20 protein-coding genes and 3 pseudogenes are annotated in these 19,271 nt (G+C 70.2%); 9 read left to right on the top strand and 14 right to left on the bottom strand.

From position 1 onward, the window contains the following. Positions 1-30: 30 nt before the first annotated feature. From ACSEEN_RS10245 to ACSEEN_RS10230, 4 genes and pseudogenes are all read left to right on the top strand, one after another. Positions 31-654: pseudogene (locus ACSEEN_RS10245) on the top strand (ABC transporter ATP-binding protein); the annotation flags it as partial. Between the two features lie 238 nt (positions 655-892). Continuing rightward, the gene (locus ACSEEN_RS10240; protein ID WP_440713118.1) at positions 893-3,445 is read left to right on the top strand and encodes an FtsX-like permease family protein; all 2,553 of its coding nucleotides are present in this window, start codon (positions 893-895) and stop codon (positions 3,443-3,445) included. Between the two features lie 154 nt (positions 3,446-3,599). Further along, positions 3,600-3,920, top strand: a complete 321-nt coding sequence (locus ACSEEN_RS10235; protein ID WP_247865115.1) for a helix-turn-helix domain-containing protein — start codon at positions 3,600-3,602, stop codon at positions 3,918-3,920. Beyond that, a complete protein-coding gene (locus ACSEEN_RS10230) occupies positions 3,913-4,746 on the top strand; it encodes a Clp protease N-terminal domain-containing protein (RefSeq protein ID WP_440713117.1) in 834 nt (277 codons plus the stop codon). The genes ACSEEN_RS10235 and ACSEEN_RS10230 overlap by 8 nt, the downstream gene beginning before the upstream one ends. A gap of 148 nt (positions 4,747-4,894) precedes the next feature. On the opposite strand, the gene ACSEEN_RS10225 is transcribed toward ACSEEN_RS10230, so the two are convergent. Beyond that, positions 4,895-5,659, bottom strand: coding sequence for a hypothetical protein (locus tag ACSEEN_RS10225; RefSeq protein WP_440713116.1), 765 nt, complete (start codon positions 5,657-5,659; stop codon positions 4,895-4,897). Between the two features lie 28 nt (positions 5,660-5,687). Continuing rightward, positions 5,688-6,560 (bottom strand): 1,4-dihydroxy-2-naphthoate polyprenyltransferase, encoded by an 873-nt coding sequence (locus ACSEEN_RS10220; protein WP_440713115.1) that lies wholly within the window; start codon positions 6,558-6,560, stop codon positions 5,688-5,690. Between the two features lie 200 nt (positions 6,561-6,760). Here ACSEEN_RS10220 and ACSEEN_RS10215 point away from each other — a divergent pair, with 200 nt between their 5' ends. Continuing rightward, positions 6,761-8,266, top strand: a complete 1,506-nt coding sequence (locus ACSEEN_RS10215; protein WP_440713114.1) for an alpha/beta hydrolase family protein — start codon at positions 6,761-6,763, stop codon at positions 8,264-8,266. Positions 8,267-8,454: 188 nt separating this feature from the next. On the opposite strand, the pseudogene ACSEEN_RS10210 reads toward ACSEEN_RS10215, so the two are convergent. The 7 genes and pseudogenes from ACSEEN_RS10210 to ACSEEN_RS10180 form a co-directional block, all read right to left on the bottom strand. After that, positions 8,455-9,387 (bottom strand): annotated as a pseudogene (locus tag ACSEEN_RS10210) (IS481 family transposase); the annotation flags it as partial. 17 nt (positions 9,388-9,404) lie between these two features. Further along, positions 9,405-10,595 (bottom strand): ATP-grasp domain-containing protein, encoded by a 1,191-nt coding sequence (locus ACSEEN_RS10205; RefSeq protein ID WP_298444786.1) that lies wholly within the window; start codon positions 10,593-10,595, stop codon positions 9,405-9,407. Positions 10,596-10,666: 71 nt separating this feature from the next. Beyond that, a complete protein-coding gene (gene menE, locus ACSEEN_RS10200) occupies positions 10,667-11,791 on the bottom strand; it encodes an o-succinylbenzoate--CoA ligase (protein WP_440713113.1) in 1,125 nt (374 codons plus the stop codon). A gap of 41 nt (positions 11,792-11,832) precedes the next feature. Next, positions 11,833-12,198, bottom strand: coding sequence for a DUF3349 domain-containing protein (locus ACSEEN_RS10195; RefSeq protein ID WP_247865108.1), 366 nt, complete (start codon positions 12,196-12,198; stop codon positions 11,833-11,835). Between the two features lie 4 nt (positions 12,199-12,202). Next, positions 12,203-12,514: a DUF3349 domain-containing protein gene (locus tag ACSEEN_RS10190; RefSeq protein WP_247865107.1), complete on the bottom strand. Its 312-nt coding sequence runs from the start codon at positions 12,512-12,514 to the stop codon at positions 12,203-12,205. 31 nt (positions 12,515-12,545) lie between these two features. Next, positions 12,546-12,848 carry a hypothetical protein gene (locus ACSEEN_RS10185; RefSeq protein ID WP_247865106.1) on the bottom strand — a complete coding sequence of 101 codons (303 nt, stop codon included), beginning with the start codon at positions 12,846-12,848 and terminating at the stop codon, positions 12,546-12,548. 27 nt (positions 12,849-12,875) lie between these two features. Beyond that, the gene (locus tag ACSEEN_RS10180; RefSeq protein WP_247865105.1) at positions 12,876-14,102 is read right to left on the bottom strand and encodes an inorganic phosphate transporter; all 1,227 of its coding nucleotides are present in this window, start codon (positions 14,100-14,102) and stop codon (positions 12,876-12,878) included. Between the two features lie 266 nt (positions 14,103-14,368). On the opposite strand from ACSEEN_RS10180, the gene ACSEEN_RS10175 reads away from it, so the two are divergent. The 3 genes from ACSEEN_RS10175 (at position 14,369) to ACSEEN_RS10165 (ending at position 16,152) form a co-directional block, all read left to right on the top strand. Further along, positions 14,369-15,421 carry an LLM class F420-dependent oxidoreductase gene (locus tag ACSEEN_RS10175; RefSeq protein ID WP_371307624.1) on the top strand — a complete coding sequence of 351 codons (1,053 nt, stop codon included), beginning with the start codon at positions 14,369-14,371 and terminating at the stop codon, positions 15,419-15,421. Positions 15,422-15,542: 121 nt separating this feature from the next. Further along, complete coding sequence (locus tag ACSEEN_RS10170; RefSeq protein WP_298444791.1) at positions 15,543-15,998, top strand: Hsp20/alpha crystallin family protein; 456 nt, start codon at positions 15,543-15,545, stop codon at positions 15,996-15,998. Positions 15,999-16,011: 13 nt separating this feature from the next. Further along, positions 16,012-16,152 (top strand): hypothetical protein, encoded by a 141-nt coding sequence (locus tag ACSEEN_RS10165; RefSeq protein ID WP_298444780.1) that lies wholly within the window; start codon positions 16,012-16,014, stop codon positions 16,150-16,152. A gap of 58 nt (positions 16,153-16,210) precedes the next feature. Here the strand turns inward: ACSEEN_RS10165 and ACSEEN_RS10160 are convergent, their stop codons facing one another. Together ACSEEN_RS10160 and ACSEEN_RS10155 are read right to left on the bottom strand one after the other, a co-directional pair. Further along, a complete protein-coding gene (locus ACSEEN_RS10160) occupies positions 16,211-16,702 on the bottom strand; it encodes an SRPBCC family protein (RefSeq protein ID WP_247865101.1) in 492 nt (163 codons plus the stop codon). Positions 16,703-16,713: 11 nt separating this feature from the next. Next, positions 16,714-17,658, bottom strand: coding sequence for a 1,4-dihydroxy-2-naphthoyl-CoA synthase (locus ACSEEN_RS10155; RefSeq protein ID WP_247865100.1), 945 nt, complete (start codon positions 17,656-17,658; stop codon positions 16,714-16,716). A 204-nt stretch (positions 17,659-17,862) separates the two neighbouring features. Between ACSEEN_RS10155 and ACSEEN_RS10150 the strand changes: the two genes are divergently transcribed. After that, the gene (locus ACSEEN_RS10150; RefSeq protein ID WP_298444778.1) at positions 17,863-18,525 is read left to right on the top strand and encodes a PaaI family thioesterase; all 663 of its coding nucleotides are present in this window, start codon (positions 17,863-17,865) and stop codon (positions 18,523-18,525) included. Positions 18,526-18,563: 38 nt separating this feature from the next. On the opposite strand, the gene ACSEEN_RS10145 is transcribed toward ACSEEN_RS10150, so the two are convergent. The 3 genes and pseudogenes from ACSEEN_RS10145 to ACSEEN_RS10135 all read right to left on the bottom strand — a co-directional run. Continuing rightward, on the bottom strand, positions 18,564-18,947 hold the full coding sequence (locus ACSEEN_RS10145; RefSeq protein WP_440713112.1) for a DapH/DapD/GlmU-related protein: 384 nt from the start codon (positions 18,945-18,947) through the stop codon (positions 18,564-18,566). A gap of 69 nt (positions 18,948-19,016) precedes the next feature. Then, a pseudogene (locus ACSEEN_RS10140) lies at positions 19,017-19,064 on the bottom strand (hypothetical protein); the annotation flags it as partial. 75 nt (positions 19,065-19,139) lie between these two features. Then, positions 19,140-19,271: integrase core domain-containing protein (locus ACSEEN_RS10135; protein ID WP_440713156.1), on the bottom strand; the 132-nt coding region annotated here is incomplete at its 5' end.

Raw genomic sequence — 19,271 nt, 5'->3', positions numbered from 1 at the left:
GAGGCGACCGACCTGGTTCGCGAGTACCGGATGGGTACCGAATCGGTCCGGGCCCTCGACGGAGCGAGCCTGCGGCTGGACGGCGGCCAGTTCGTCTCGGTGATCGGCCCGTCCGGGGCGGGCAAGTCGACGCTGCTGCACATCCTCGGGGCGCTCGACACCCCCACCTCCGGATCGATCGTCGTCGACGGGGTGGAACTGGGGTCGCTGAACGACGACGCCGCCTCCGAGTTCCGGCGCCACCGCGTCGGGTTCATCTTCCAGTTCTTCAACCTGGTCCCGACGCTGTCGGCGTGGGAGAACGTCGCCCTGCCGAAGCTGCTCGACTCGACCTCGCTGGCCGCCGCGAAACCCCGCGCGGTGGAGCTGATGGAGCGGGTCGGGCTCGGGGGCCGCATCGATCATCGCCCGGCCGAACTGTCCGGTGGACAGATGCAGCGGGTCGCCATCGCGCGCTCGCTGATCATGGACCCGAAGATCGTGCTGGCCGACGAGCCGACCGGCAACCTGGACTCCAAGACCGGCGAAGACGTGCTCGAACTCCTCGCCGAGGTCGCGCACGACCGGCCCGATCGCCTGGTGCTGATGGTCACGCACGACGCGCATGCCGCCGACTTCAGCGACCGGGTGATCACCGTCCGCGACGGCAAGGTCATCGATCCGTCCGAGGAGGGGGCGACAATCCCCGCGACGGCGGCCCTTCGACCGCGCGTCGTCGCAAGCTCCGCCACGCGAGCCCAGGACCCGCTTCGACCGCGCGTCGTCGCAAGCTCCGACATGGGCGCTCAGGACCCGCGGAGCCGAGATCACGCGCTACCGGTCCCCGGCGCACCGTGGATGACCGGCCCCATTCCCCGCGTCGGCGACAGCGGCCGGCACCGGGCGGAATGACGTGCCCCGCTCACCGGCGCGCCCCTCGTTCTTCGCCGGGGCCCGGGCCGCGCTGACCCGGGTCCGGGTCCTCAACCTACGCGAACTGGCCGGGCATCGGCTGCGGGTGATCACCTCGCTGATCGTGGTCGTGGTGTCGTCCGGCCTGCTGATCGCGGTCCTCGGGGCATACGGCTCGATGTCGGAGACGGTGCGCCAGTTCAATGCCGCGATCTCCGGGAACGCCACCGTCGAGGTCGCCGCCATCGCCGACACCGGCGTGGACGACGATCTCATCGGCGAACTCCGCGAGAAGGTCACCGACGCGAAGGCCGTCGTGCCGCTGGTGCGCGGCACCGTGATGATCGACGGCCGACAGACCACGCTCCTCGGCTCGGATGCGCGCGTCGCCTCGCTGTCGCCGAAACTGCGCGCCGCGATGGGCTCGGGCCGGTCGATCGACCTGAACGCGCTCGACGACGGGATCTTCGCCGGCCGTGCCACCGGGCTGCACAAGGACCAGCGCCTGTCGATCAGCGGTGTCGACGTCCGGGTGCTCGACGTGATCGACGATTCCGGCACCGACGTCCTCAACGGCGGACGCTTCGTCTTCGCCTACCTCGGCCTGGCGCAGCGTCTCGCCGGTCTCGGGGGAGCGGTCGACTCCATCATGATCGTGCCCGAGCCCGGGGTGTCCGACGCGGCGCTGCGGACCCAGGTGGCGGGGGTCGTCGACGGCCGGGCCAGCGTGGTGAACCCGGACTTCCGGGTCAAACAGGCCGAAGTGGCGAGCTCGGTGACCCGCGATTCGACCCTGCTGGTCTCGCTCGTGTCGCTGATCATCGCCGGTTTCCTGGTCTTCAACACGATGAACATGGCCGTCGCCTCGCGGCGGCAGTCCCTCGCCATGATCCGTGCGCTCGGCGCGCGCCGCCGCCACCTGGTGGGCGACCTGCTCGCCGAATCGGCGGTCTTCGGTCTGGCCGGCGGCCTCCTCGGCGTGCCGGTCGGCATCCTCGCCGGGCGCTGGGCCGTCGGACGACTGCCCAACGCGGTCGGGTCGACGACGCTGCAGGTGGCCTACCACCTACCGTGGTATGCCGCGCCCCTCGCCGTCGCGGCCTGCGTGATGGCGTGTATCGGGGCCACCGCCCTGGCGGCCCGGTCGGTGTTCGCGGTCGATCCGGTCGAGGCGATGGTCCCCGGGGCCGCCGCCGACGCCGAACCGCCGAATCGCCGCCTGCTGATCGGGGCGGTCGTGCTGGGTGCGGCGACCGTGATCGGTGCCTTCGTGATGGCGCGGACGGCGCAGGGCCAGATCGCACTCCTCGCCGGAGCCGTCTACGCGATCGGCGGTATCGTCGTGTGCTTCGGTCTGACGGTGCCGATGGTGCGCGGGGTGGTGGCGGTCTCCCGCTGGTTCCGCGGGCCCGGCCGGCTGGCCGCGGTCAACTCCGAGAGGGCGCCGCGCCGGGTCTGGGCCACGGTGATGACCGTCGCCGTGGCGATCGCCGTCGGGATCGGCATCTCGGGTGCCCTCAGCAACATGGTCGGCTCCATCTCCAACTCGCTCGCCGGACTGAGCGATCCGGACATCTATGTGTCGTCGCGCGACGCGAACGACGTCCCCGTCGGCCCGATCCTCAACCCGGAGATCGCCGAGCAGGTGGCGCGGGTGCCGGGCGTCGACCGGGTGGTCGGAGGGCAGTGGGCCACGGTCAACCTCGGCGACGCGCGCGCTCTGCTGCAGGGGCTGGAACCGGGTTCGGCGGCGCCGTTCATCCGCAAGGCGTCACCCGAGGCGGTGCGGCAGACGCTCGACGGCGAGGGCATCCTGCTCTCCCGGGTGCTCGCCCGGACCCTGGATGTGAAGGTCGGCGACACGCTCCGGCTGGCGACGCCGACCGGTTACCACGAGCTGGTCGTGCGCGACACGGTCAACTACGTGACCATCGACTCCGGGACCGGAGCGATCTCCTCGACGCTGATGGCCGAGTGGTTCGGCCGGCCCGGCAGCACGTACCTGCAGGTCTTTCTGAAGCCGGATACGGACGTCGCGCAGGCGAAGGCCCGGATCGGTGAGATCGCCGCGAAGTATCCGGGAGCGGGCGACCGGCCGGTCTACGTGTACACCGGCGCCCAGGCCCTGGCGGCGACGCAGCGGTCGGTGCAGCAGGCCGGGGCGTTCACCGTCGCGATCCAGTGGATCGTCGCCGGAGCCGCCGCGATCGCCTTGCTCAACACGCTGCTGCTGTCCGTCCTGGAACGACGCCGCGAGCTCGGCGTGCTCCGCGCCATGGGGGCGTCGCGGCGGTTCGTCACCCGGATGGTCCTGGCCGAGGCCGGATCGGTCGCCGTCGTCGGGGCGCTGATCGGCGTCGTCCTGGGGACGGGGCTGCACGTGATCGCCGACAAGATCCTCGCCGAGACCACGTCCATCGACATCATCTACCGCCCGCTGTGGTCGTCGGCGGGTTACGTCGCCACCGCGGCCGCCCTGTGTCTGCTCGGCGCGATCGTCCCCGCCGCACGCGCCGCCCGGATGAACATCAGCGAGTCGATCCTCTCGGAGTGAGCCCGCCGCCGAACACGGCGGTCGGGCGGAAGCACTCCATGATGGTCCAGCGGAGCACCATGCCGGGTGAGCGAAGCACCATGCCGGTCGAGCGAAGTCGAGACCTCGTCAATAAATCTTGACAACTCGTTGATCGTCAACATAACCTGACACCATGCACGACGACGAGAAGTTGACAGCAGCACCCGAACACCGAGTATCGGAGGGCGACCAGGTCGCCGGAGCCGCCGCGAGCGGTGATCCGGCGGTAGGCCTCGCCGCGGTCCGGGCGCTGCGGACTCTCGCCGACCGACTGGAGGACGTCCAAGTCGCGAATGCCCGCTCCCAAGGGTGGAGCTGGCAGGCGATCGCCGACATCCTGCAGATCAGCCGGCAGGCCGTGCATCAGAAGCACTCCTATCGCGAGGCCGCTCCGCGCGACCACCGCGATACCGACTCGGCCGATGAGGCCGGAAAGGACGGCAGTCATGTTTGACGCCCGTTTCAACACAGATGACCGCGTCGTGATGATGTTCGCGACGCAGGAAGCCCGCGACCTCGGACACCGGGGCCTGGGCAACGACCACCTGATCCTCGGCATGCTCGGCAACGCGCGCAGTCCGCTGTTCACGCTGCTCGGCGAGCAGGGCCTGACCCTGGACGCCGCCCGCGAGGCGGTGCGCGAGTACCACGCCGAGCACACCGAGGACCTCGACGACGCCGAGGCCGCCACCGCGGCCGACCGCTACGAAGCCGACCGCGAGGCGCTCGCCAGCATCGGCATCGATCTCGACAAGGTCCGCGCCGCGGTGGGCGACCGCTTCGGCGAGGATCTCTCCGACAGTTGGGGCGAACGACGCGGCCGGGGCCGCGGCCGCGAGGGCGACGAACGCGGACGCGGGCGCGGTCGGGGACATGCGCACGGTCGCGGACGCGGGGGTTTCGGTCCCGGCGGGCGTGGCCGCGGCTTCGGGCCCGGCGGCTTCGGCCCCGGGTTCGAGGGCGGCCCGATCGGCGCCGGACCCGGCTTCGGGTTCGGCCCGGACGAGGACGGCCCGTGGGAGGGCGGTCGTGGACGGCGCGGCCCGCGCGGCCGCGGTGGGCGCCCCCGCTTCGGCGGCGCCACCCGTGACGCTCTCCGGGGCGCGGTGCAGCTGGCCCGCGAGCGCGGTGACCGCACCATCCGCGCGGAGTACGTGCTCCTCGGGATCCTCGACGTCGCCGATCCGGCGTCGACCGCGCTGATCACCTCGGCCACCACGGTCGACGCCCTGCGCGACGCGGTGCTGGCGAGCCTCCCCGAGGTTCCCGCCACCGCGTGATCCCCGTCGAGTCGAAGCCGGGTTCCCTTGATCGGGGGCCTGGCTTCGACTCGATCTCGCCCTATCGGGCTCGATCGGCTCAACCGGCGGGTGGCCCGGTCGGCTCAGTCGGCGGGTGGCCGTGATCGGCTCAGCCCTTCGACTTCGCTCAGGAACCGCCGGCGAGCGCGGCGTAGGCGTCGTGCAGCTGGGTCAGTGGAGCGCTGCGCAGGCTGCTCAGCGCGAACAACCGGTCGATCTGGTTCACCTGACTCCGCGCGCACGACGCCTGGGCGGCCCGCGCGTCCGGGTTCAGCGCGGCGATCCCGTCGAGGTACGCCCGCACGAGTTCCGGCGTCGTGGCGAGCGCGACCGACGGCAGACCGAGATTCCCGCGGTTCAGATTCAGCGTCGGCCGGAAGACGAAAGCCTGAACGCGGTTCGCGGGCTGGCTGCTCGGGCCGACGGAGAAGGTGAACGTCGACCCGCCGCCGCCGGGCACCGCGTGGTCGAACGGCGTGGTGACGGTCTGTGCGGCCATGGCGGGGGACGCGTCGGTGACCGCGGACAGCTTGATCGTGTAGTCACCGTCGATCGTCTCCGCGGGTTCGGCCGTGCGGGCGTCGAGCGCCGTCGAGTCGAAGCACGGCGCGAGGCTGTACGCCTCCAGAACCGCCGTGTCGATCGACGTGGTGCGCAGGTCGTCGCCGTGATTGCGGACGGCCACGTCGAGCGGTGTGGAGGTCGCGCCCTCGGCGACGGGCCAGACCTGCGTGCTGAACGTGGTCGACGTGATCTGCACCTTGTCGCGCGAGCCGATCACCCACAGCGCGATACCCGCGGCGATCGCCGCGACCACGATCAGCACCCCGATCGCGGTCCACACCGGATGTCTGATCGCGCCCGGATCGACGCGCTTGGTGTTTCCGGTCATCGTGGTACCTCCCGGGTCGGCTCGCGGATCAGGCCAGGCCGACGGCGACTCCCGTCGCGATCGCCCATACCAGCATCGCAAGACCGGTGGTGGCGAGGGAAGGGATCAGCGCACGACCCTGTCCGCCGGTCACGATCGGCCGGACCGCGACCGCCGCGAGCGGCAGCGCGAGCAGCCCGAACAGCGCCCACCAGGTCGCGGCGGCACCGATCCCCACGGTCACCGCGAACGGCACGACAAGCAGCACGACGAACAGGATCCGGGTCCAGCGATCGCCCAGCCGCACGGCGAGCGTCACCTTGCCCGATTCGGTGTCGGTCGGGATGTCGCGCAGATTGTTCGCGACCAGCACGGCGCTGGAGAAACAGCCGATCGCGACGGCACAGAGGACGCCGACGCCGTCGACGCTCCCGGCCACCACATACTGCGTGCCGCACACCGCGACCAGGCCGAAGAACACGAAGACCGCGATCTCGCCGAAGCCCAGGTAGCCGTACGGGCGGCTGCCGCCGGTGTAGAACCACGCGCCCAGGATGCAGAGCGCGCCGACCGCGAGCAGCCACCACGAGGTGGTCACCGAGACCGCGATACCGGCCACGGCGGCGACGCCGAGGCACACGAACGCGGCGGTCTTGACGGCTTGCGGGCTCGCCGCCCCGGAGCCGACCAGGCGGAGGGGGCCGACGCGGTCGTCGTCGGTGCCGCGGATGCCGTCGGAGTAGTCGTTGGCGAAGTTGACGCCGAGGATCAGCGCGACCGCGACCACCAGGGCCAGCGCGGCCTTCCACCACTGCACCTCGCCGACATAGGCGGCCGCCCCGGTGCCGACGACGACGGGGGCGATCGCATTCGGAAGGGTGCGGGGCCGGGCCCCTTCGATCCACTGACTCACGGTTGCCACTCGACAATCCTTTCACCGTGTCCGGTCGTCCGTCCTCGCGCCCCGACTTCTTGTGTCATCCGATGAGACGAATCCGGTAATTCATCCATTCGGGGTCTTACGGCCCTGGTGACGTCGGTGGTTTGCTCGACGCGTCAGCTGCGCGACGTCTCATCAGCCCTGTGACCGGACTCGCAGCTTCTCGTGTTGAAAGAGCTGTCGTGAATTCTCGGCCGAACCCCGCCCGGCACAGTCCGGGCCGCCGTCTCGCCGCCTCCGCCGTCGCCTGCGGGCTGTGCCTGGGAGCAGTCGCCCCGTATGCGCCGGCCGCCACCCCGTCGCCGGTGGCCGCGCTGAACGGCAGCGCGAACATCGCCTGGGAGACGGGAAGTGCGGCCCCGCGCAACGGTCTCCTCGGCCAGGTGCTGGACGAGAGCGGCGGGCGAGAGGCGATCGTCATCGTCACTCCCGGCACCGACGACACCGGCCTGCACCCGCGCATCGACGGCATCGTCGGCGGCCGCGCCGCCGGATACGTCCAGTACCCGGAGTCGTTCTGGCCCGTCATCGGCGGCAAGTCCGACGCCTTCCTCGGGCTGCCGTTCTTCGCGCCGACCTACCAGGACTCCCGGAAGGTCGCGGAGGACGCGAACGTCGACGTCATGCGGAAGCTGGCGGGGTACGACGGCATCGTCGTCTACACCGGCTACTCGCAGGGCGCCGAGGCCGTCGGCAACGCGGCGGAGAAGGCGCACGACTCCCTCGGCGGCAATTCGCTGATCCTGCTGATCTCCGACCCGCGCAGCCCGTGGGGTATCAAGGGCTGGGCCGCCGCTCTGCCTCTCGGCAATCTGTGGCTGTCGCCGGTCCTCGGTGCGATCGGCATCGACGACAACGGCGCGCGCAATCCTGCGGACACCGGTGACGTGCAGGTGATCTCGGTGATCGTCCAGGGCGATCCGGTCGCTGACTTCCAGTGGGTCTGGTACCGCCCGGTGTCGTCGCTGCTGGTCGACGCCGCTGGCTTTTTGACGATCCACTCGCCCGGCGACGGCCCGTACGGTCACCTCGACGGCACCCCCGGCGAGAACGGCGTCGTGCTGGTGACCGGTGGTCCGGAGATGCTGCACAGCACCGACGGCAAGACCGCCTATGCCGTCTACGACACATACCACCCGCTCGCGCTGCTGATGGCGACGGTCTATGACGGTCTCGGCATCGAGTACACGCGGGCCGACCTGGAGAAGTGGGACAAAGCCGCCGAGACGTTCTATCCGATGACCGACGTCAAGGACAAGACACCGTACGGCGAGATCTCGATCGACGGCGGGAACGGCGGTCTGCAGGCCACCGCCCCGACCGCCGCCGCCCCGGTGACCCAGACGGCGTCGCTGCGGTCGGCCGGTGCGGCGGACTCCGAGATTCAGGCGGCCGGCGACGGCACGGACGACGCGTCGTCGTACATCGGCAAACACCGGCAGGACCGGATGGCCGACCAGGAGACCCCCGGCGACCACTACCGGGGGCATCACCGCGCCGAGCCGCCCGCGGCACCGGCGCCGAGTCCGGAACCCCAGCCCGCGCCCGAACCCCAGCCCGCGCCCGAACCCCAGCCCGCGCCCGAACCCCAGCCCGAACCGCGGACCCCGCTCGAAGTACCGAGCAGTGGCGTGCCGGACGCGTCCAGCACGACGACCACCTCGACCGACACGGGCCTCTCCGAGTAGACGGATTCCGTCCACCCACTCGGTTTCCGTTCCGCCCGTCGCACCAGACCAACGGGTGGGACGGAAACCGTGTGCCGGACCGGAATGCGACTGGTGGGACGGAATGCGGCCACGTGCACAGACTCCGGCCCCCACCGTCCAGGACGGTGGGGGCCGGAGTGGTCTTGTGCTCGCGCGACCGGCGGGGGCTAGGTGTACTTCCCCGTGAGGTTGTGAACGCGGGCTGAGGGGACGAGGCCGCTGATGCCGGTGTGGGGTCGGTGATGATTGTAGTGATGCAGCCACACGGTATATGCCGCTTCGCGTTCAGCTTCGTTGGCGTACTGCTGGGCGTAGGCCCATTCGGCGGCCAGGGTCCGGTTGAAGCGTTCGACCTTCCCGTTGGACTGGGGCCGGTACGGCCTGGTCCGCTTGTGCTTGATGCTCGGGCCCAGGACTGCGGCGAAGGCGTGTGAGCGGTAACAGGATCCGTTGTCGGTCATCACTGCGGTCACGGTGACTCCGATCCCGGCGAAGAACGCGTTGGCCCGTTCCCAGAACCCGGCCGCGGTCTCCTTGCGTTCGTCGTCGAGGATCTCCGAGTACGCCACGCGCGAGTGGTCGTCGACGGCGTGGTGCAGGTATCGGTAGCCGCGTGACCCGGGTGCCCCGCCGCGGGCGGCCTGGTCGCGGTACCGCCCGGCTCTGAGGTCCTGGGCCGAGCCGCGGCCATGGGCGCGCCACCCGCCGCCGTCCGGGATCTGGCCGAGTTTCTTGATATCGACATGGACCAGACGGCCGGGACGGTCGACGTCGTACCTCTTGGGCGTGGGCCGGCGCACCGGTAGCCCCGTCGCCTGGTCCAGGTGCGCCAGCGGCGGCATCCGGTATCGAGTCAGGACTCTGCCCACGGTCGAACGCGGAAGCCGCAGGTGGTAGGCGATGCGGTGTGGTCCCCAGCGGCGGGTGAACCGCAGGCCGATGATCCTCCGCTCGGTTCGCAGGTCCAGACGCGCCGGAGAGGTCCTGGGCCGGGAACTACGGTCGGTCAGCTCCTGGCTTGCGCGGTACCGGTCGGCCCACCGCTTAGCCGTGGCCGGGGCGACCTGGAACCGTTGCGCGGCCCGCCGCAGCGACCAACCGTGTCGGGGAAGTACACCTAGGTCAGGGGCGAGCCGTCGTACAGGATGTCGAAGAACTGCGCCGCGACCAGCTGCTCTTTGCTGCGTTCGGCGCCGGCGGCCTTGCGGTAGGCGAGGACGTGGCGCAGGCTCAGCGCCGAGTAGATCAGCGGCATGTGGTCCTTGCGCTGGTCGTACACGCCCTTGGCGCCCTTGGCCGCGGCGAAGTCGGCCTTCGCGCGGCTCGGGTGCAGGATCGCATCGCGCAGCACCGCGGCCTTGATCATCTTCTTGCGGCCACCGGGGACCACGACCAGTCCATTCGGGTCGAACAGCGCGGTGTTGAACTCGTCGGCGGTGGCGACGGTGCAGCCGGCGGTGGGCCGCGGGTTGCATTCGACCATGTAGTGGGTGCCGTCCGCGGTCGCCAGGTAGTCCATGCTGATCTGGCCGGTCCAGTTCAGTTCCTTGGCGATCTTCTGCACCGCTTCCAGCGACTCCGGGGAGTCGACGGACTCGAACACGATGCCGCCGCGGTCGTCGATCGCGAGCGGATGGCGGTAGCACGAATGCAGCACCACTTCACCCTCGTGCACGACGCTCCAGCTGCACCGGTCCTCGCCGACCAGGAACTCCTGCACCAGCCACGGGTCGTCCGCGGTGGGCTTGATGTCCTCGACGGCGGTCTCGCCGGCCAGCGGGCCGTAGTTGGTGATGATGTCCAGGCCGCCGCGGCCGAAGGTGGCGCGCGCGAACCAGTGCTCCCAGCGCTGGGTCGCCGCCACGAACTCCTCGGGGCTGCTGCACACGATGGTCTCGGCGACGTGCAGGTCGAGGCGCTTGCACAGCTCGGCGAAACGCGACTTGTCGTTCACCTCGAGCAGCGCGTCGAGCTGAGGGAAGAAGAAGTTGACGTCGGGGCGGCCCGCTTCCAGCTTCTCCCGGTTGGCGGCGAGGTAGAAGACCTCCTCGAACATCGGCAGCACCCAGTCGATGCGGTGCTGGTCGATGATCCGCGCGACGTCGTCGACGAACGCCTCCGGCTCCTGGGTGGGCGGTGCGGTGATGATCGCCTCGCTCACGCCCTTCGAGTGCATGCCGGGCGACTCACGGAAGGTGTCCGTCGCGATGAGGAAGTGTCCCTTCTCCTCACCGAGCTTGTGGATCTCGTCGACGGCGAACGGCATACGGGCGCTGGCCGCGAGGATGCGGGGGAATTCAGATGCCATGAGGTCAATCTAACAGGGCGAACGTCCCTGTTCGGGGCTCGTGGCACGACCTGATCGGGTGGACCCGGAATTCACCCTTTTCTGGCACAAAAGCGTTGCCGGAGAGCTCGCCGATCGACCTTTCCCGGACCGCGCACGGGGAGTTCGTCGACGACGACGACGTGCCGCGGCGCCGCGTACCGATCCAGCCGGGCTGCGACGGCGTGCCGCATCTTGTCGGCCGACGGCGCCGTGCCGTCGGGTACGACGGCCACCGCGATGGCCTCGCCGAGTCGCTCGTCGGGCACGCCGAACACCGCGCAGTGCGCGACGCCGGGGAGCGCGTCGATCACCGCCTCCACCACCTGCGGCACCACGGTGAGGCCGCCGGTGGAGATCGCCTCGTCGGCGCGGCCGACGATGGACAGCACGCCGTCGTCGATGGTGCCGAGGTCGTCGGTGCGGAACCACCCGGCTTCGGCGAAGGCCGGGTGCCCGGGCAGGTTGCGGTAGCCCCGCGCGAGCGTGGCGCCGCCCAGTTCGACACGGCCGGTCCCGTCCGGGGCCGGCTCGGCGATGCGCATGAGGGCGCCCGGCAACGGCACGCCGTCGTACACGCAGCCGCCCGCCGTCTCGCTCATCCCGTACGTCCGCACGATGGGCAGACCGGCCGCCACGGCGGCGTTCCGGAGCGGTGCGGGCGTGGCCGCCCCGCCGATCAGGATGGCGTCGAGGCCGGCCAGCGCACGGGTGGCCTCCGGGTCGCCCAGGGCCTTGCCGAGCTGCAACGGGACCAGGGAGGTGTATCGGCGGGGACCGGTCATCGCGTCGATCGCGGCGGGCAGGACGGCGGGATCGAAGCCGCCGCTGAGGTCGAGCACCACGGGATCGTACCCGGCGGCGAGGGAACGCAGGAGCACCTGCAGCCCGGCGATGTGGTGCGGCGGCAGCGCCAGCAGCCACGATCCGGGCCCGCCGAGCGCGGCGGCGGTGCCGTCGGCGGAGGCGTGCAGCGAGGCGGCCGTGTGCACGGCGCCCTTCGGGGTGCCGGTGGAACCGGAGGTGGAGACGACGAGCGCGGCGTCGCCGTCGATCTGCTGCCGCGCGCCGAGCGTATCGGCGAGCATGCGGGCGGTGCGGTCGTCGCCGGCGGGTACCGGGAGGTAGGCCGCGGTGCCGTCCAGCAGAGACGACAACTCCCGCCGTACGTCGAGCACGGCGGGAGTCGGTGACAGCGGCAGAACCTGCAGAGTGCGGGTCAGGGCTCGTCCTTCGGGTCCGGGGCGTCGGAGGCGGCGCCGGGGTGGAGTGGCTGGGCGAGCGGCGCGTCGTCGAACGGCCAGCCCGCGGTTTCCAGCGTAGTCCGCACCCGGGCGATGTCCTCGTCCCGAGGCACCTCGTCGGTGATCCGGGAGATCGCGACCCCGGTGTCGATCCGGTCGATCGTGTCGTCGGACGACGCGTCCACGCTGAGCCGCGCGGCCACGTCGCTGATCTCGTCGACGGTCAGCTGGCGGCGAAGCAGGGCGAACAGCGGGACGTAGTCGTGCTCCGGCACCCCGTTCGGATAGCCCTTGCGCAGCCAGGCGACCACCGACGAGAGCTTGCTGGAGATCTCCGGCATGTGATCAGCCGGGCTGTCCGACGCGCATGTCGAGCGGCCAGCCGGCCGCGGCGAGACGTGCCGCGACCTGATTGACTTCGTCCTGGGACGGGTGCGAGTCGGTCACCGCGGCGATCGCCGCGGCGACGTCGTCGCGGGTGGTCGGGGACTCCGGGTCGCGCGACAGCGCGAGCGCGAGCACCACGTCGGTCAGTTCGCTCTCGTCGAGGATCGGCGTGAGGAGGGCGAACAGCGGCGGGTAGTCCTTGGGCGGGATACCCTCGGGGTAGCCGCTGCGGAGCCAGTTGATGACGTTCTCGAAGACGTTCGAAGCCATGGGGTCAGATGGCCTTCCGTGTCGGGATGGATTACTTGTACGCGCCGGCGGGGAAGATCTTCACGTCGAAGTGGTGGTAGATGGTCTGCCGGGTGATCCAGAGGATCCCGAGCAGGATCACCGCGGCGACGATGATGTAGAGCAGGTACCCGAGGTACTTCAGCGCGGGGTTCGGCGCGGTGAGGGCGCCGGTGGCATCCTCGCCGCCCTCACCCGCGGCGACGCAGCGCATGCCGACGGCGAACAGGGCGGGTAGGCCGGCGCCGAGCACCAGACCCACGGCCAGGACCTGGGCGATCGCCTGGCCGATGGCGGCGAAATCGATTCCAAACATTGTTCTTCTCTGCCTTTCGGTTCCGGGTCAGGCCTGCTGCTTGGGCTCGATGTCGACCACGTCGGTCTCGATCGCGGCCGGGACCGGCGAGTTGGTGGTGTCGTCCCATTCGGCGTTGACGTTGCTGGAGTCGACCTTCTGCTGCTGGGCGCGCCACCACATCCAGCCGGAGAGCGCGGCGAGGATGACGAAGATCGTGATGGCACCCGCGGCGCCGCCGATCGAGTGGGCGATCCAGAACGAGACCGCACCGACCACCGCGGCGGCCGGGAGCGTGGTGAGCCAGGCGAGGGCCATGCGGCCGGCGACGCCCCAGCGGACCTCCGCGCCCTTGCGGCCCAGGCCGCTGCCGAGGATCGAGCCGGTGGCGACGTGGGTGGTCGAGAGCGCCATGCCGGCGGCCGACGAGGTCAGGATGATCGCGGCCGACGACGCCTCGGCGGCCATACCCTGCGGGGCGCTGATCTCGACCAGGCCCTTGCCCAGGGTGCGGATGATGCGCCAGCCGCCGAGGTAGGTACCGAGCGCGATGGCGGCGGCGCAGCTGCCGATGACCCAGAGCGGCAGGCCCTTGTCGGCGATGTCGGGATCGAGGTGGCCGGTCACGATGAGGCCGAGGGCGATCACGCCCATCGTCTTCTGCGCGTCACCGGTGCCGTGGGCGAGCGAGACGAGCGAGGCCGTCGCGATCTGGCCGTGGCGGAAGTTCGCTTCCTTGCGGCTCTCGGAGATCTTCTTGGTGATCGCGTAGATCGCCATGGTGCCGACCGAGGCGACGATGCAGGCGATGACCGGGGCGAGGATCGCCGGGACGATCACCTTGCCGACGATGCCGTTCCAGTTGATGCTGACGCTGGCGGCGAGGCCCGAGCCGATGAGGCCGCCGAACAGAGCGTGCGACGAACTCGACGGGAGACCGAGGAGCCAGGTCAGGATGTTCCAGATGATGGCGCCGACCAGGCCCGCGGAGATGATGGTGAGGGCGATCTGCGGACCGCCGACCTGGCTGCTGAGTTCGGACGGATTGGAGGGGAGGTTCAGCACGCCCTTGGTGACCGTGGTGGCCACCTCGACGGAGAGGAATGCGCCGACCAGGTTGAGGATCGCCGCGATGGTGACCGCGACCTTGGGCTTGAGGGCGCCGGTGGCGATCGACGTCGCCATGGCATTGCCGGTGTCGTGAAAACCGTTGGTGAAGTCGAATCCGAGTGCTGTCACGATCAGCAGCACGAGGATCAGAGTTTCTGCGCTCATATCGACAACTATGAGGCTTCGTGGGTCGGATGCGTCAATTTTCGGCTAACCCGGGACTAAGGTCTTGACCTGGGGGTTTCCTGAGGATTCAGGGTGGTTCACGAAGTGTTTACCTGCCGGTCGACAAGGTTTTCCGATCGTGGGTGAACGGCTCCGGACGGGCAATTAACGGACGGTGAACTATCGGTGGCGCAGGGGTGGTTTCCGGGAGTGGCGACCGCTCCCTCGGGTAACTCGCCGCGGGTGGCAGAATGCGGGCCATGACGATGACACTCGGGATGCCCATCAACTACGCGGGTGACTTCCGCGAGACCATCGACCACCTTCGGGACTTCGAGTCCGTCGGCGTACGGCGGGTCACCGTCCCCGAGGCGTACAGCTTCGACGCGGTCTCGCAGCTCGGCTACATCGCCGCCCGCACCGACTCGATGGAGTTGCAGTCCGGCATTCTGCCGCTCTTCTCGCGCACGCCCACCAATCTCGCCATGACGGCGGCCGGCCTGGACTACATCTCCGGGGGCCGCGCGATCCTCGGGATCGGCGCCTCCGGCCCGCAGGTGATCGAGGGCTTCCACGGTGTCAAGTACGACCATCCGCTCGGCCGGGCCCGCGAGACCGCCGAGATCTGCCGGAAGGTCTGGCGGCGCGAGCGGCTCGAGTACGACGGCCGGGACTACCACCTGCCGCTCACCCCGGAGCACGGCGGCAGCGGCCTCGGCAAGGCGCTGAAGATCATCAACCACCCGGTGCGCGAACGCATCCCGATGCTGCTCGCCGCGATCGGCCCCAAGAACGTCGAGCTGGCCGCGGAGCTGTTCGAGGAGTTCCAGCCGTTCCTGTTCCATCCCGACTACGTCGAGGCCGCCTTCGGTCCCGCGCTCGCGGCCGGTGCCGCCAAGCGCGATCCGGAGCTCGGGCCGCTGCGGATCGTCGTGCAGGCCTCGGCGCTGATCTCCGAGGACTCCGAGCAGATCGACCGCGCGCTGGCGGCCGTCCGGCACCATGCCGCGCTGTACATCGGCGGCATGGGCGCCCGGGGCAAGAACTTCTACAACGCGCTGGTGCAGCGCTACGGATACGTCGACGAGGCCCGGCTCATCCAGGACCTCTATCTCGACGGGCGCAAGGACGAGGCCGCCGCGGCGGTGCCCGACGATCTGGTGCGCGCGATGAGCCTGATCGGGCCGAAGAGCGTGGTCGCCGAACGCGTTGAGGCCTTCCGCGGCGCCGGCGTCGGGGTGCTGCTGGCCTCCCCGGCCGCCCCGACGCACGCCGAGCGGGTCGAGACCATGCGGGTGCTCGCGGAACTGGCGGGATAATTTTCGGCGGATTGGTACTGGCGCGGGGCGTGCCGAATCGGTTAAAATAGTTGTTGCACAGATCAGATGGCTGCCTGGCAAGCAGTAGTCAGGCAGCTCGCAGTTCGAGGAGGTGTCTACTGTGCTTCGATTCGATCCGTTCACGGAACTTGATGCGCTCAGCCGGTACCTGCAGAGCAGTGACCGCGGAACCGCGGCGTCGGCGCCGCGGTTCATGCCGATGGATCTCTGCAAGGTCGATGACCACTATCTGCTGACGGCCGATCTGCCCGGCGCCGATCCCGGCTCGATCGGCGTGAGCGTGGACAACGGCGTGCTCACCATCTCGGCCCGCCGCACCGCCCGGATGACCGAGTCCGAGCACGCCCAGTGGCTCGCGACCGAGCGGTTCTCCGGCGTCTACCGGCGGCAGCTGTCCCTTGGAGAGGGGGTCGACCCAGCGAAGATCAGCGCGCAGTACACCAACGGTGTGCTCACCGTGACGATCCCGCTCGCCGAGGTCGCCAAGCCCCGCAAGATCGCCGTCGACCACGTCGATGCGCCGCGTGAGATCAGCGCGGCGGCCGGAGCCGAGTGAGGAGGTGATCGTCGTGCCTGAGGAAGTCGTGCTCACGTCGCTGCCGGCCGAGGTCGATGCTATCGACTGGCTCGACCAGAGGCTGGAGGCGGAGTTCGACGACGACGCCTACGAGCACGCGCCGGCCGGTCCGCCAACGGCCGTCGCCGCCTGATCGCCGGTGCCAGGCCGCCCCCGCCACCCGGCGGGGCGGCCTGGCTTCGGTGCGGCGGTCAGTCGAACAGCGCCGCGAGGTGATCGAGGTTGGACTCCATGCCGTGCCGCCAGACGCCGAGCCGCTGCTCGACGATCCGGCCCTCCTTCTCCGGCATCCGTGCGACGAATCCGGCGAGCGGCGACTCGCCGTCGCCGATCTTGGCCCACTGCCGGACCAGACTGCCGTCGCGAGCGGGTTCGACCTCGAAACCCCAGTAGGCCCACGGCTCGGCCGCCTCCGGGCCGACCGACCACACCCAGCGGCGGCCGGGATCCACCTCGGTGACCGTCGAGACGGTGTGCCACTCGCCGAGGTCGTCGTTGGCGTTGCGGCCCCCGAACCGGGCGCCGACCGCGACGGACGACGCGCCGTCGAGCCACTGCACTTCCTGCAACTCGCCGGCGGCGCGGACCGGGAGTTCGATGTCGGTCACCAGCTCCCAGGCCCGCTCGGGAGGGCAGGGGAGTCTGCGGGTCACCTCGACGGTGGGATTGTCGCGCAGGCGCACGGACGTTCCTCTCAGTAGAAGTACGGATAGTCGTCCCAGTTCGGCGGACGCTTCTCCAGGAAGGCGTCGCGGCCCTCGACGGCCTCGTCGGTCATGTACGCCAGGCGGGTGGCCTCGCCCGCGAACACCTGCTGGCCCATCAGGCCGTCGTCGGTGAGATTGAACGCGAACTTGAGCATGCGCTGCGCGGTCGGCGACTTGCCGTTGATCTTCCGCGCCCAGTCGATCGCGGTGTTCTCCAGCTCGGCGTGGTCGGCGACGCGGTTCACCGCGCCCATCGCATGCATGGTCTCGGCGTCGTAGTCCTCGCCGAGGAAGAAGATCTCGCGCGCGAACTTCTGGCCGACCTGCTTGGCCAGGTAGGCGCTGCCATACCCGGCGTCGAAGCTGCCGACGTCGGCGTCGGTCTGCTTGAACCGGGCGTGTTCGCGGGAGGCGAGGGTCAGGTCGCACACCACGTGCAGCGAATGACCGCCGCCGGCCGCCCAGCCGTTGACCACGGCGATCACCACCTTGGGCATGGTGCGGATCAGGCGCTGCACCTCCAGGATGTGCAGCCGCCCGCCCTCGGCCTTCGCGCGGGCCTCGTCCACCGAGTCGACGGTCGCGGCCTCGACATCGCTGTCGTGCGCGGTGGCGTACTGGTAGCCGCTGCGCCCGCGGATGCGCTGGTCACCGCCGCTGCAGAAGGCCCAGCCACCGTCCTTCGGGCTGGGGCCGTTGCCGGTCAGCAGCACGGTGCCGATGTCGGGGGAGCGTCGTGCGTGATCGAGGGTGCGGTACAGCTCGTCGACCGTGTGCGGCCGGAACGCGTTGCGGACCTCGGGCCGGTCGAAGGCGATCCGGACGATCCCGTTCGCCCGGCCCTCCCCGGTGTGCCGGTGATAGGTGAGGTCGGTGAGGTCGGCGAAGCCGGGGACGGTCTTCCACTGCTGCGGATCGAACGGCGAAGTCATGAGCCCGAGCCTATTACGGATCCGAGAGCGGGCCCGCGACCTCCCGTCGGCCGAGCGACCTCCCCGTCGGCCGGGCGTCCTCCGGCGGCCGAGCGTCCTCCCGCCGGCCGAGCGTCCTCCTGCCGGCTGAGCGTCCTCCCGCCGGCTGAGCTTGTCGAAGCCCCCCGAGTGTGCGCTCGGTCGCAGCCGGGTTACGTTGTTTCGATGAAGGGTGCACCCGGCGACGACAACTGGCATGCCGCGCAGTCCGAGGAGGAATCGCCGCACGCCGGTGGTTTCCGCGCGAAGATCGACATCACGACCGAGCGGGGCGGCCCCCGGTACGGGGAACTGATCGAGCAGGTGCGCACCTTCATGGACAAGGTCCGCTACGCCTGCCCGACCCCCGAGCTGGCCGACGAGATCATCGACGATCTCAAGGGCTTCAACGCCAAACTCGACACCATGCTCGTCGACGAGTGGACCAGCCCCTCGGGCACCCGCATCGACCTGCCCGCGCGCGGCAACATCACCCTGCCGCCGTACGAGGTGATCGACGGCGGCGCCCACGGCGTCACCGCCACGATCACCTTCCGGCCGTATCACCTGGGCGGCAACAACGTCGCGCACGGCGGTCAGGTCGCCATCGCCTTCGACGACCTCGGTGGCATGGCGGGCGCCCTGCACGTGCTCGGGCTCTGCCGCACCGCGTATCTGACGGTGAACTACCGCTCGCTCACGCCGCTGCTGACCCCGCTGACCCTGAAGACGTGGGTCGCCGAACGGGACGGCCGCAAACTCTTCGTCAAGGGCACCCTGCACGACGGCGACCGCCTCTGCGCCGAACTCGACTCTCTGTTCATCGCCCTGAAACCCGGTCAGGCGTAGGCCGACGACGCCGATCCATCCGCGCACGCACCGGGCGATCAGCTCTCGGCGGGAAGCGTCCTGATGGGCACGGCGGGGGATCCCACCGCGACGACGTGATCGGGCAGGTCGCGCACCACCACGCTGCCCGCCCCGACCACGGTGTTGCGGCCGATCGTGACACCGGCCCCCACCGTCACGCTGGAGCCCAGCCAGCAGTTGTCGCCGATCGTGATCGGCGCGGTGCGCTCGTAGCCCTCGCGGCGGAGCCGATGATCCTCGATCGGGTGCAGCGCGGTCGCGAGGACGGCCGACGGGCCGATCCGGACGTGGTCGCCGAGGGTGATGGGGCCGTCGTCCATGAGGAACGCGTTCGCATTGAGGTAGACGCCGCGGCCCAGGCGGGTGTTGAACCCGTAGGAGACACGCAGCCGCGGTACCACCTCGCAGTCGTCCCCACACGACGCGAACAGCGCGCGCAGGATCGCGCGGCGCCCGTCGTGGTCGACGGCCGGCAGCGCGTTGAACCGGTCGACGGCCGCGGCGCAGTCGTCGCGCAGGCGCCGGAGTTCGGGGTGTCCAGATACCAGTCGCCGCTGATCAGGGTCCGCACATCGTCGTGCATCGGCGTGGCCCTAGGTGTACTTCCCCGTGAGGTTGTGAACGCGGGCTGAGGGGACGAGGCCGCCGATCCCGGTGTGGGGTCGGTGGTGATTGTAGTGGTGCAGCCAGTGCTGGTAGGCCGCTGCGCGTTCGGTGTCACTGGT

This window comes from Gordonia marina, assembly GCF_052036135.1.
Lineage (GTDB): Bacteria > Actinomycetota > Actinomycetes > Mycobacteriales > Mycobacteriaceae > Gordonia.
This window is presented reverse-complemented; position numbering and strand designations above follow the sequence as displayed.